Source organism: Pseudomonas artemisiae (assembly GCF_057128685.1).
Window position 1 is genome coordinate 108384 of the sequence record NZ_JBSKHS010000013.1, and the last position, 13328, is coordinate 121711.

Sequence of the window (13328 nt, forward strand, 5' to 3'; positions counted from 1 at the left end):
CAGCGGAGCCCGGGTAGACGCCACCTGTGTCGGCAGGGTTCGGCGGTCTACTTCTTAGTACCGCAAAACCTGCGAAGGAACAAAGCACTTTGCGCGCTTTGCAGGTTTATTTTCCGGCGAGACGAATAACCCTTGGCGAGATTGCTGGCTGCCGCTACAGTCGGTAGTCAACCACAGACCTTCTACCCTGGCTGGCCGATTTCAAGGCCTGGATCGCTTCGCCTTTCACGCATTAGCCACAAGGGCATAGTCGCAGCCCTTTTCTCTTGCAGTTTGCAGCTTCCCTTCATGGATAATCCCGGCAGTCTTCCCAGGCAATGCCGCTCTGGGCGGTAGCGGCGAGCACGGCAGGCACGGCGGTACGCGCCTTGAGCTGGTCATCGTGGAATTGAATGATCCCCTTGCGCCATAGCAGCATCAGGCTCAGCACGCGGTCGCGGCTGTCCTCGGGGCTAAGCTGGGTATTGTTGTCCTGAGCGTCGATGTCCCAGAGCACCACGTCCAACTGCTGCGCCTCGAAGAACTCCCCGCTGTCTGCCCTGCGTTGGCCATAGGGCGGGCGAAATTGCGGCACGTAGGTATCCGGTAGCTGGCTTTGCACCAGGGCCACGCTGCGCAGTACCGAGTTCTGCCAGTCCAGCCATTGGCTATGGGAGCGATATTGCCAGCCTTGCACCCCCACGCACTGCTCGCGGTACACCCCGTCGAGGTCATCCATGGCCCCGCCCTGAAGACGTTGCTCTACCCGGCTGCCCAGTACGAAGAAGGTCGCGCTCAGCCTTTGCCGCCGTAGAAAATCAGCCATCCAGTCGGTATTGCCTTCGGCCGGGCTGGGGCCACTGTCGAAGGTCAGCAGAAACACCCGATCATTGAGGCTGTCGCCGTTGTGCTCCACTTTGGAAAAGGTCGTCACTTCGCTGCTGATATCCGGCAACAGCGCAGCCATGTGCAATTGCTCATCCAGGTAGGCGCGGCTAAAGGCCCGGCCTGGCTCGGCCCAGCCTGCATAAAAGGAATCCGATGCCACAGCGAATTGCCCGGCCTGTGCCTTGAGGTCGTCCAGGTTGTCGATGGCGTAACAGAACGACGCGTCTTCCTCGCAGCTTTGCTGGGCATGGTCATACCCCACCCATAGCCGCTGCCACCACTGCTCGCGCAAGGTGTTGATAGCCGTCATATTGATTTGCCGCAGGTCCAGCCGGGCGGCCAGGGCGGTTTCGTCCAGTGCCTCGGTGGTCAGCAACTCCCGCGCGAAACTTAAAATCTGCGCACGCGATGCCACATCGAAGAGGGCAGGGGTGCTGAGCGCTTCAGGCCATAGCGCCCGGTCCAGGGTAGCGACTTCTGCCGGTGCTGCCTGGGCACCGGTAAACCCGAACGATAAGGCTAAGGCGAGCATCAAAGGGGGCAATCGCAACGCAAGGTTCTCCATGGCAAGGGTCGGGGGCATCATAGCCAGCGGGCCGGCGGCTGTCGCATTTATCGAAGTGATAGCCACAAGGGTGTTGAAGCGCAGCCGCGCAGGGGCCAAGCTTTGCCTCTTTTATTCAGGAGCACCCCATGCTGTTGGTAATCTCGCCGGCCAAGACCCTTGATTATGAAACGCCCTTGGCCACCTCTGGGTTTACCCAACCTGCCTTTATCGAACACTCCAAGGCACTGGTGGCTGTGTTGCGCGGCTATACCCCCGCCCAACTCAGCCAGCTGATGGGGATTTCGGACAAGCTCGCTGGCCTTAATGCTGCCAGGTTTGGTAGTTGGTCACCTGTATTTACTCCCGAAAACGCGCGCCCGGCCATTCTGGCATTTAAAGGTGACGTTTATACCGGTTTGCAGGCCGAAGATTTTTCCGAAGCCGATTTCGATTATGCGCAACAGCACTTGCGTATGTTGTCAGGCTTATATGGCCTACTACGGCCGCTGGACCTTATGCAGCCTTACCGCTTGGAAATGGGCACTGCCTTGGCCAATCCACGGGGTAAGGACCTCTACGCCTTTTGGGGTGAGCGGGTAAGCCAGTGGTTGAACGCTGCCCTGGCCGAGCAGGGCGATGAGGTACTGGTTAATTTGGCTTCAAGGGAATACTTCTCCGTAGTCAAGAAAAGCGCGTTGACCGCGCGGATTATCGACTGCGAATTTCGTGATCAGAAAAATGGCGAGTACAAGATCATCAGCTTTCACGCCAAAAAAGCCCGGGGGCTGATGGCCCGTTATGTGATTACCCAACGTATCGATCAACCGGAGGGGCTGAAGGGGTTCGACGAGGCTGGATACCGGTATTCCCCTGGCTGTTCTACGCTAAATAACCTGGTTTTTTTACGAGACGCTTGAAGTGTGATGAGAATCACACTCGCTTGCGGGATAATTTGCCTCTAAAACTGGCTCCAAACCTCGTGCAAGCTGCAATTTGACGTAAGTTTGGCGCCAATATAAAGTCTGTTTTCCCTGGCCTTGTAATCGCCCCGCGCTAAACCCAAAAAAAACCTAAAAAAGCCAAAAAAATTTTCCGCGCTGGTGTTTTAGTGGTTAACGATTTCAAGCTATTGTATTTAAAGGATTTAACACGTAAAAATAGGTAGATTACCCCGCTTTCTGTAGGAAAAATCCGAAGGAAAATGGCACGAGCGGTCTACCCTCTCCGGAACTAACTGGGGTGTCTGTAGCTCATACGACGCGTACCGATTCAGGATCGTGTGAGAGATGACGTACAAAGCAGGAGAAGGAGGCGTCTGGATGTAGTGCTCCAGCCGTGTGATCAAGGGTATTGCAGAGGCAGCCCGAAGGTTAATCTCAGGAGAGACCACACTATAACTACCTTCAACGCAAGGCCAGTTCCCGAGTTTGCAAGGCAAACTCATGCATACGGCTTAATGCTTGATTCGCAAGGCACAATAATACCAGCGAAGGCAAGTAGCGAAAGTAAGTGAGCCGTTTTGTCATAAAGGCTGGCTACATTTCAGGGCGAACCCGGTAAGCGTGGGTTCACATTGCCCTAGTTGAGCGCGCATTCAAAGGGCGCTCGGAATTATATGCCTGCATTAGGTTGTATAACGGTCGTAATGACAGATTGGCTGTTATGCATCCTGGTGCCTGAATTTTTGCTGGTTAATTAACCCCCAGCTGGCTCCTGAGTGAGTCGGCGTGATAAACACATGAGGTGAAGCGATGCGTATCAGCATCTTTGGTTTGGGCTATGTTGGCGCGGTATGTGCGGGTTGCTTGACAGCTCGTGGTCACGATGTAGTTGGGGTTGACGTTTCTCAGGTCAAAATCGACCTGATCAATAACGGCAAATCGCCAATCGTCGAGCCTGGCCTGGAAGAACTCCTGGCTAGCGCAGTGAGCAAGGGCAAGCTGAGCGGCACCACTGATTTCGCCAAAGCCGTTCGCGAAACCAACGTTTCGATGCTGTGTGTACCTACGCCAAGCAAGAAGAATGGCGACCTGGAACTGAACTACATCGAAGCCGTTTGCAAAAGCATCGGTGAAGTGCTGAAAGACAAAACCGAGCGCCACACCGTGGTGGTTCGCAGCACCGTGCTGCCAGGCACCGTGAAGAACGTGGTTATCCCTACCCTGGAACAATACTCTGGCAAGAAAGCCGGCGTTGACTTCGGCGTAGCGGTAAACCCTGAGTTCCTGCGCGAAAGCACCGCGATCAAAGACTACGACCACCCACCAATGACCGTTATCGGCGAGTTCGATAAAGAGTCCGGTGACGTGCTGCAGAGCCTGTACGAAGAGCTGGACGCCGAGATCATTCGCAAGCCGGTCGAAGTGGCCGAGATGATCAAGTACACCTGTAACGTATGGCACGCCGCCAAGGTGACCTTTGCCAACGAAATCGGCAACATCGCCAAGGCAGCCGGTGTAGACGGCCGCGAAGTGATGGAAGTGGTCTGCAAGGACAAGGTTCTGAACCTGTCGGCTTACTATATGCGTCCAGGCTTCGCCTTCGGTGGCTCCTGCCTGCCCAAGGACGTTCGTGCCCTGACCTACCGCGCCAGCGCCATGGACGTGAAAACGCCATTGCTCAACTCGCTGATGCTCAGCAACGAGCAACAAGTGCAGAACGCCTACGACGTGATCAGCGGCTACGGCAAGCGCAAGATTGCCCTGCTGGGCCTGAGCTTCAAATCCGGCACCGACGACCTGCGTGAAAGCCCGCTGGTAGAGCTGGCCGAACGTCTGATTGGTAAAGGCTTCGAGCTGAGTATCTACGACAAGAACGTTGAGCACGCTCGTATCCTGGGCGCCAACAAGGAATACATCGAGTCGAAGATCCCTCACGTTTCCTCGCTGTTGAAGTCTGACTTCGACGCCGTGGTAAACGATGCCGAAGTCCTGATCCTGGGTAACGGTGACAAGGCCTTCGGCGAGATGCTGCAGAACCCGCCAGCTGGCAAGCAAGTCTTCGACCTGGTCGGCTTCCTGAAAAAAGAAGCGACCGATTCGAATTCAAGCTACGAAGGTATCTGCTGGTAACAGCCGTGACCGCGGCGGGCTTTCGGGCCCCCGCGGTTCTTTACGCCTGCCTTAACACTTTCGAACGCCGATCCGGGCGGTCGATGAAGAGACGGATGCGGATATGTCGAGGCTAAAACACGGCCTGCTCCAGGCTGCTGGATGGCTGTTTTACTTGGGTCTGCTGATGGGCCTGGCGCTTGCGCTCCCCCCATCGCTGTTCAACTCGGACTCCAAGGATTTCATATTTCTGATTGGCGCCGTGGGTATCTGGCGCTATTCAATGGGTGCCATGCACTTCGTGCGCGGCATGTTGTTCCTGTACGTGGTCTATCCGCTCCTGCGACGCAAAGTGCGCAAGCTGGGTTCGGCGGCTGACCCGTCCCATGTATTCCTGATGGTCACAAGCTTCCGTATCGACGCCAGCACCACCGCTGCCGTTTATCAATCGGTCATCCGCGAAGCGATCGATTGTGGCTACCCCACCACCATCGTGGCCTCGCTGGTGGAAATGAGCGATGAAATGCTCATGAAGTCGCTGTGGGCCAAGATGAGCCCGCCTGAGCGTGTAAGCCTGGACTTCGTGCGCATCGCCGGTACCGGTAAACGCGACGGCCTGGCCTATGGCTTCCGCGCGATTTCTCGGCACATGCCTGACGAGCACGCGGTTGTCGCGGTGATCGACGGCGATACCGTGCTTAACGAAGGCGTTGTACTCAAGACCGTACCCTGGTTCGCCCTGTGGCCGAACGTGGGTGGCTTGACCACCAACGAATTCTGCGAAGTGCGCGGCGGCTACATCATGAGTGAATGGCACAAGCTGCGTTTCGCTCAGCGCCACATCAACATGTGCTCCATGGCCTTGTCCAAGCGGGTACTGACCATGACCGGTCGGATGTCGGTGTTCCGTGCTTCGGTGGTAACCGACCCGATGTTTATCGCCGACGTAGAAAGCGACTCACTCAAGCACTGGCGCCTGGGTACGTTCCGCTTCCTGACCGGTGACGACAAGTCGAGCTGGTTCAGCCTGATGCGCCTGGGCTATGACACCTTCTATGTGCCGGATGCGGCCATCAATACGGTGGAGCACCCGCCTGAGAAGAGTTTTGTCAAGGCTAGCCGCAAACTCATGTACCGCTGGTATGGCAACAACCTGCGCCAGAACTCTCGGGCATTGGGCCTGGGTCTTCGCCGGCTGGGGCTGTTCACCATGGTGGTGCTGTTCGACCAGCGCGTATCCATGTGGACCTCGCTGCTGGGCCTGACCGCGGCCTTGATCGCCACGCTTAAATACAGCGTGACCTTCCTGTTCGCGTACCTGCTATGGATCGGCATCACCCGCTTGATTCTTACCATCCTGCTGGCGTTCAGCGGGCACCCGGTGGGGCCAGCGTATCCGATCATCCTTTATTACAACCAGATCGTTGGCGCGTTGATGAAGATCTACGTGTTCTTCAGGCTCGACCGGCAGTCCTGGACTCGCCAGCCAACCTCTACCAAGCGCGATCTGGCCAGTTTTCAACAGTGGTTCAACACCTGGTCTTCTCGGACCATGACGTTTTCGGCAGGCAGTATCTTCGTCGCTTTCCTGTTTGCGATCGTCTGACCAGCCCTCAATGGATTAAGTAGGAACAATTGCCATGAATACAGCCGTCAACCCCAATGTGGTCCATGAGTCCGAAGCCCAGCGCCAGCACGCACGTGTTCGTCTGCCAGCGAAAATCCGCTTCATCGGCCCTAACCGTGAAACCCAGGAAGCCAACGTGGACGAACTGTCCGCTGGTGGCTTCTCCTTCATGCCCAAGAAGCCCGTCGTAGAAGGCGAGCTGTACCGTGGCCGCCTGATGTTCGTCATCGACAACCTGGGCCTGGGCATGGACGTAGAGTTCCAGGCTCGCTCCGTCGAAGGCAACGGTCGCGTTGGCGCCCAGTTCCAAAACCTGGAACAGGCCGACATCGCTACCCTGCGCCACCTGATCACCTCTCACCTGTCCGGTGAGTTGGTCACCATGGGCGACGTACTTGGTACCCTGCAGCGCGACAACTTCACCAAGGCCCGCAAGCGCAAGGCCGCAGGCAATGACATGAGCTTCTTCGGTCGTTTGCGCGCCATAACCTTCAGCCTGGGGATCTTCCTGATTGGCCTGGTGGCCTTCGGTTATATCTTCAAGTCGGTGTACAACCTGTACTTCGTGACCCACGCCGAATCCGGCCTGGTAAGCGCCCCTGGCATGAACATCACCATGCCTCGCGACGGTACCGTGTCCAGCCTGATCGGCGCTAACGGCATGGCCCCTAAAGGCTCGCCACTGGCTACCTTCAGCACCAGCATGCTGGACGTACTCAAGGGCCACCTGGAAGAGCAAGACCTGACCCCGCAGAAAGTCACCGAGCTGTTCGGCAAGCAAATGACCGGCACCCTGACTTCGCCTTGCGATTGCGTCGTGGCTCAGCAAATGGTCGCCAACGGCCAATACGCTAGCAAAGGTGACGTGATCTTCAACCTGGTACCGCGTAACACCAGCGCCAACATCGAAGCGCGTTACACCTACCGCCAGATCGACGACGTTCGTCCAGGCACCAAGGTTGACTTCCGCGTAGCGGGCGACGACCAAGTGCGTTCCGGTCAAGTGATCTCGTCCACCAACCTCAAGAGCGACGACCTGTCCACCGACATGCGTGTGACCATCAAGCCTGACCAGCCTCTGGACATCAAGTTCGCTGGTCGTCCGGTAGACGTGTCGAGCACCCATGGTCCTTCCCTGGACTGGCTGATCGACAAAGCCATGGCCCACGGTTTCTAAGTGAGCGCCAGGAGAATGAGCGTGGCTGACACTCTACGACACTTGCACCGGCCGGCCGTATTGGCGCTGGCCGTGGCCCTGGGCCTGGCGGGCTGCGCCGGGCTGCCGGACCAGCGCCTGGCCAACGAAGCCATGAAGAACGGTAACGTTGCCCTGGCGCAGCAGAACTATCAGCAACTGGCAGACCTGGGCTACGCCGATGCCCAGGTTGGCCTGGCCGACATCTGGGTCGCCAGTGGCGATCCGGCGCAACTGGCCAAGGCCGAGGCGACCTACCGCGCCGCGGCGGCCAGTTCGCCACGCGCCGCTGCCCGCCTGGGCAAGCTGTTGGCCGCCAAGCCCAACAGCACCGAGGCTGAGCGCCACGAAGCTGAAGGCCTGCTCAAGCAGTCCTTCAACAGTGGTGAAGGCGGTACCTTGATGTCCCTGGCGCTGCTGTACATTCAGTACCCGCAGAGCTTCCCGAACATCAACGCGCAGCAGAAGATCAACGAGTGGAAAGCAGCCGGTTACCCGGAAGCTGGCCTGGCGCAGATCATTCTCTATCGGGTGCAGAACACCTACGACCAGAACCTGGCCGAAGTGGAACGCATCTGTAAGGCGGCCCTGGATGCCAACGACCTCTGCTACGTAGAGCTGGCGACCGTTTACCAGAAGCAGAACCGCGCCGAAGATCAAACCGCGCTGGTCAAGCGCCTGCAGGACGCCTTCGCCGCTGGCCGAGTTCAGCCGGCGCGGGTAGACGCGGTCGCGCGTATCCTGGCCAACCCGGAACTGGGCACGCCTGATCCGAAAACCGCCCAGACCCTGCTCGATAGCGCCACTGCTACCTACCCAGGCGCTTACATCAGCCTGGCGCAGTTGCAGTACGACTACCCAGACCTGGGCGACACCGACCAACTGCTGGGCTACATCGACAAGGGTCACGACGCTGACCCGAGCCGCGCCGAGCTGTTGCTGGGCAAGATCTACTACGAAGGCAAGGTGGTACTGCCTGACGCAGCCAAGTCCGAGGAGCACCTGAAGAAGGCCATTCCCGACCAGGTCAGCGCCTACTACTACCTGGGCCAGATCTACCGCCGGGGTTACCTGGGCATGGTTGCGCCACAAAAAGCCGTGGACAACTTGCTGATCGCCGCCCGTCGTGGCCAAAACAGCGCTGATTTTGCCCTGGCCCAGCTGTATTCTGGTGGCCGCGGTACGATGCCGAACCCCGTGAACGCCTGGGTGTTCAGCCAATTGGCGAAGAACCAGACCATGCTTCAGCCGCAGCCACGCCAGGAAATCCTGGACCTGGCAACCACTGTCGAACAACAGCTACCACCGCAAATGCGGGCCCAGGCCCAGCAACTGCTGCAGCAGGAAACCGCGGCCCGTGGCACGCTGCCAAGCCCGGGCAACACCCCTGTAGCGCTGCACGCGCTGCCGGAAACAGCAGTCGGTGAGGATCAAACCCTATGATTTTGAACAAATGGATGTTGGCCGGTGTTGGCCTGGGCTTCGCTACCTTGTGGTCATGCCCCACCCTGGCGGCCTTGACCGCGACCGATAACTTCGGCCTGGAAGTGAAAGTCACGGGCCAGTCCGAAGACGACCGCGACTTGGGCACCCGCTCCGGCGGCGACGTCAACGGTATCGGCCTCGACATTCGCCCTTGGGCGTATGGCGAGTGGGGCAACTGGAGCGCTTATGTCATGGGCCAGGCGGTGACTGCCTCCGACACTATCCAGACCGACCCCTTGCTGCAGCCTGATGATAACGTCAGTGGTTCGGGCAACAGCCGCTACTACAGCAAGGACCGGGAAGCTGACGACAGCTACCTGGCCCTGCGCGAGTTTTGGGTAGGTTACAGCCGCCTGCTGACCCCGTACCCGGGCGAGCTGCTGAAGTTCGGCCGTCAGCGCCTGCGTCAGGACGATGGCCAGTGGCACGACAACTACATCGAATCCTTGACCTGGAACCTGGACACCACCTTGCTCAAGGCGGACCTGGGTGTAGGCCAGCGCTTCAGCGACTACCGCACCGACTTCTCGCGCCTGTCTCCCAACGACAAAGACCGTACCCATGTATGGGGCGATGTGAAGTACCAATGGGCACCGAGCCAGTGGGTAGGCCTGCGCGCGCACCATGTGCATGACGACGGCGACCTGGCCAAGGCCGGTGAAGAAATCGACGACCTGGACAAGACCAGCAGTGGTGAACTGACCTGGTTGGGCCTGGAAGCGACCAGCGATGCCTATAACCATCGCAACACCAACCAGCTCAACTACTGGGGCAGCCTGACTTGGCTGACCGGCAATCGCGATACCTTCAGCCGTAGCGACAACAACGGCATCGTCACCGCTGGCGATACCGAAGGCGACCATATCAGCGGCTGGGCCACTGACTTGGGCGTGCGCTTGCGTCTGGACCCCCAGTGGCAAGTGGGCGCGGCCTACGCTCGGGCGAGCAAGGACTACGAACAGAATGGCCTGCAGAGTAACCGCTCCAACTGGACCGGTACCCGTTCACGCATCAGCCGTTTCGGCGAGGCCTTCCAGGCTGAGCTGGCCAACGTGCAGACCGCTTCGCTGTTCGCCTCTTGGGAAATCCAGGAAGACTACGACGCCAGTCTGATCTACCACCGCTTCTGGCGGGTAGACGGCGATTCGCGGATCGGTGGCAGCAACATCAATGCCGCTTACGAATCCGCCGACGCCACCACGGGTGATCTGTCCCTGTCGACCTTGCCCCTCAATGACGGCGAGAAAGACCTGGGTCAGGAAATGGACCTGGTCGTAACCAAGTACTTCAAGCAAGGCTTGCTGCCGGCCAGCGTAAGCCAATCGTTCGATGAGCCTTCCGCCCTGGTACGCCTGCGCGCTGGCGTGTTCAAGCCTGGCGATGCTTATGCCGGTGGCGTGGACAACTATATGCACCGGGCCATCGTCGACGTCATCTGGCGTTTCTGATGGGTACCGCCAAGGGAGTGCAATGAGATGAAGCATTCATATAGCAAGGTGCGGCCGCAGGGGCGCAAGGCCGCCTGGCCAATCGCCGTGCTGGCCGGCGCCCTGCTGGTTGCTGGCGGCACTGCCCTGGCGGCAACCATGCCTGCCAGCCAGGCCGTGGCCAAGCCGAGTACCACCAAGGAACTGCAGGTCGCCAATAACTACAGCGTGGCCAGCGCCCCCATCGAGCCGCTGAACCTGGCGCCACCCAAGCTGCCCGACCTTACCGGTTATACCGCCGCGGCCGCGCATGCCAAGGTTGACCGTAGCACCCACGGCAAGGTGAGCATGCGCCGCATGATGCAAGAGCTGCCGCTCAAGGCATTCATTGGTGGCGACAACAAGATGATGGCCTGGGTTGGCAAGCAGCGTGGCATTCCGCAGGCGATCTTCGTCGACGAAGGCTATGTGAACTTCAACGACCTGAGCAAAACCGTGCCTAAGCAGTACCTGCGCGAAACCTCGCCTGGGGTTTGGCTGGCGCGGGTGCCGATCGTGGTCGCTCACAAGGGCATCCTGGAAATCGACGGCCGCGTGAAAGAACTGCGCCTGTCCCAGGAAGGCGGTTCGTTCATCGTCAACGACGGCAAGCTGTTCACCTTCGACACCAAGGTGACCGGCTGGAACGAGGCGAAGAACGACCAGGCCTGGTTCAAGACGCCTAACGAGTTTCGCCCGTTCCTGGTGAGCTGGGGTGGCACCGAGACGTACCTTGTGAATACCGAAATGAAAAGCTTCGGTTACAACGAGAGTAAGTCCTATGGCGTGAGTATTTCCCAGTACACCCCGAGCATGAAGGTGCAGATGGGCCGTGGCGAGCCAACTGGCTGGATCATCGGCTCGACCTTCTCGGACATGTGGTATGGCTACTACTGCTACGAGACCCAAGGCTTTGTGGTCAAGAGCAACACCTACCACGACAACATCATCTACGGCATCGACCCGCACGACCGCTCACACGGTTTGATCATCGCGGACAACACGGTGTACGGGACCAAGAAAAAGCACGGCATCATCGTATCCCGTGAAGTGAACGACAGCTTCATCATCAATAACCGCAGCTACGACAACCACCTCTCAGGCGTGGTGCTAGACCGTAACAGCGTGGGCAACCTGGTGGCTTACAACGAGATCTACCAGAACCACACCGACGGCATCACCTTGTATGAAAGCGGCAACAATCTGCTGTGGGGCAACAAGTTGGTGGCCAACAAGCGTCACGGTATCCGTGTACGTAACAGTACCAACATCCGCCTGTACGAAAACATGGCGATGGGTAATGGCCTGACCGGTGTCTACGGGCACATCAAAGACCTGAGCGACACCGACCGCGATATCAAGATGGACCCCTTCGATGCTGAAGTGTCGATGATCGTGGTAGGCGGCGAGCTGTCTGGCAACGGGACCAACCCGCTGGCGATCGACTCCCCTTTGAGTATCGAGCTGTACCGTGTGGCCATGCTGGCGCCGACCAAGCAGGGTGGCATTAGCTTCAGCGGAATCCTGGGTGATCATCAAACCGAAATTCTGGACCTGCTGATTCGCCAGAAAAAAGCAGTGTTGATCGACCCGGTCGAGAAACAGACAGACATGGCGCAGGATTAAGGACCATTTCCATGCATTCACATTTGATCAAGCTGCTCAGCCTGTCGGGCCTTGCCGCTGCCCTTTATGCGTCGGGCAACGCGCAGGCCGCCGAAGTGCAGCCGCCTAGCTTCACCGCCCAGCCGTGCTGCCAGTTATGCCCGGCCGCGGCGGATGCCAGGAACTACGTTTCCCGCTATCAGAAAAACTTCACCACGTTGATTCAAGGCGAGGGTGACTGGCTGTTCCGGACCGTGGAAGACCTGCGCACCGAATTCAAGACCTCGCCCGAAGGTTATCGGCGCATGAAAGAACTTCACGACGCCTTCAAGGCCCGTGGCGTTGAAGTGGTGATCGTGTACCAGCCTACCCGTGGCCTGGTAGACCGTGCCCACATGCTGCCGGCCGACCGCGAGCGCTTCGACTACAACACCGCGCTGAAAAACTACAAAGACATGCTTGGCCGCTTCCAGGCCATGGGCTACCACGTGCCGGACTTGTCGCCGCTCACCAACGAGCAACAGGCCCATGACTTCTACTTCCGTGGCGACCAGCACTGGACGCCCTATGGCGCGCAACGCACTGCCAAAATCGTGGCCGACACCATGAAAAAGGTGCCGGGCTACGCGGGCCTCGCCAAGAAAGAGTACGAAACCAAGGTCTCTGGGCGCATGGGTAAAACCGGCACCCTGCAGAACATGGCTGGCCAGTTGTGCGGCAGCAGCTACGCGATTCAGTACATGGACACCTTCAGCACCGAGCCTAAGGGCGAAGCGGCCGATGGCGACCTGTTCGGCGACACTGCAAGCCCCGACGTGACCCTGGTAGGTACCAGTCACAGCGGCAAGAACTACAACTTCGCCGGCTTCCTGCAGCAATACAGCGGCACCGACGTACTGAACGTAGCCTTCCCCGGTGGTGGCTTCGACGGCGCCATGCTCGAGTACCTGGGCAGCGAAGAATTCCAGAAGAAACCGCCAAAAATCCTGGTGTGGGAATTCTCGCCGCTCTACCCGCTGGACCAAGAAACCACTTACCGCCAGATGATGGCGCTGATGGGCAATGGCTGTGAAGGCAAGGCCGCCGAGCTTACGAGCAGCGGCGTGGTCAAGCCTAACCAGGCGACCGAACTGCTGGTCAACGGCCAGAACGGTATCAAGGAGCTGGAAAACTGGAACCACCAAGTGGACATCAAGTTCGCTGACCCCTCGGTCAAGGACTTCAAGGCAACCATTTGGTACATGGACGGCCGTCACGAAGACATCAAGATCGAAAAACCAACCACGTCCGATACTGACGGGCGCTTTGCCTTCGAGCTGCGTGACGACGCCGACTGGCCACATCGCAACCTGCTGGCGGTAGAGGTGCACGGGCCAGAAGACGCCAAGGCTGGGCCGCAGAAAGTCGAAGCGAAGATTTGCAAACGCAACGTGTTCCCTGGTGTTGCCAAGCGCAACGTACAAGCCGGGCTCTGAGGGCTGAATGC

At 58.6% G+C, this 13328-nt stretch carries 9 protein-coding genes; 8 read left to right on the forward strand and 1 reads right to left on the reverse strand.

The features are described from left to right. Positions 1-286: 286 nt before the first annotated feature. Entirely contained in the window at positions 287-1399 is a 1113-nt protein-coding gene (locus ACWKV4_RS15830; RefSeq protein ID WP_483833069.1) for a polysaccharide deacetylase family protein, read from the reverse strand. A gap of 161 nt (positions 1400-1560) precedes the next feature. Here ACWKV4_RS15830 and yaaA point away from each other — a divergent pair, with 161 nt between their 5' ends. From yaaA to ACWKV4_RS15870, 8 genes are all read left to right on the forward strand, one after another. Next, positions 1561-2331, forward strand: coding sequence for a peroxide stress protein YaaA (yaaA, locus tag ACWKV4_RS15835; protein WP_483833035.1), 771 nt, complete (start codon positions 1561-1563; stop codon positions 2329-2331). 834 nt (positions 2332-3165) lie between these two features. Beyond that, positions 3166-4485, forward strand: coding sequence for a nucleotide sugar dehydrogenase (locus ACWKV4_RS15840; protein ID WP_483833036.1), 1320 nt, complete (start codon positions 3166-3168; stop codon positions 4483-4485). Positions 4486-4588: 103 nt separating this feature from the next. Beyond that, positions 4589-6070, forward strand: a complete 1482-nt coding sequence (gene alg8, locus ACWKV4_RS15845) for a mannuronan synthase (protein ID WP_483833037.1) — start codon at positions 4589-4591, stop codon at positions 6068-6070. Positions 6071-6104: 34 nt separating this feature from the next. Next, positions 6105-7268 carry a PilZ domain-containing protein gene (locus ACWKV4_RS15850; protein ID WP_483833038.1) on the forward strand — a complete coding sequence of 388 codons (1164 nt, stop codon included), beginning with the start codon at positions 6105-6107 and terminating at the stop codon, positions 7266-7268. Between the two features lie 15 nt (positions 7269-7283). Continuing rightward, positions 7284-8729: an alginate biosynthesis protein AlgK gene (locus ACWKV4_RS15855; RefSeq protein ID WP_483833039.1), complete on the forward strand. Its 1446-nt coding sequence runs from the start codon at positions 7284-7286 to the stop codon at positions 8727-8729. Beyond that, on the forward strand, positions 8726-10219 hold the full coding sequence (locus tag ACWKV4_RS15860; RefSeq protein ID WP_483833040.1) for an alginate export family protein: 1494 nt from the start codon (positions 8726-8728) through the stop codon (positions 10217-10219). Before ACWKV4_RS15855 ends, ACWKV4_RS15860 begins: the two co-directional genes overlap by 4 nt. A gap of 27 nt (positions 10220-10246) precedes the next feature. After that, on the forward strand, positions 10247-11863 hold the full coding sequence (gene algG, locus ACWKV4_RS15865) for a mannuronan 5-epimerase AlgG (protein ID WP_483833041.1): 1617 nt from the start codon (positions 10247-10249) through the stop codon (positions 11861-11863). Positions 11864-11874: 11 nt separating this feature from the next. Beyond that, positions 11875-13317: an alginate O-acetyltransferase gene (locus tag ACWKV4_RS15870; protein WP_483833042.1), complete on the forward strand. Its 1443-nt coding sequence runs from the start codon at positions 11875-11877 to the stop codon at positions 13315-13317. Positions 13318-13328: the final 11 nt, after the last annotated feature.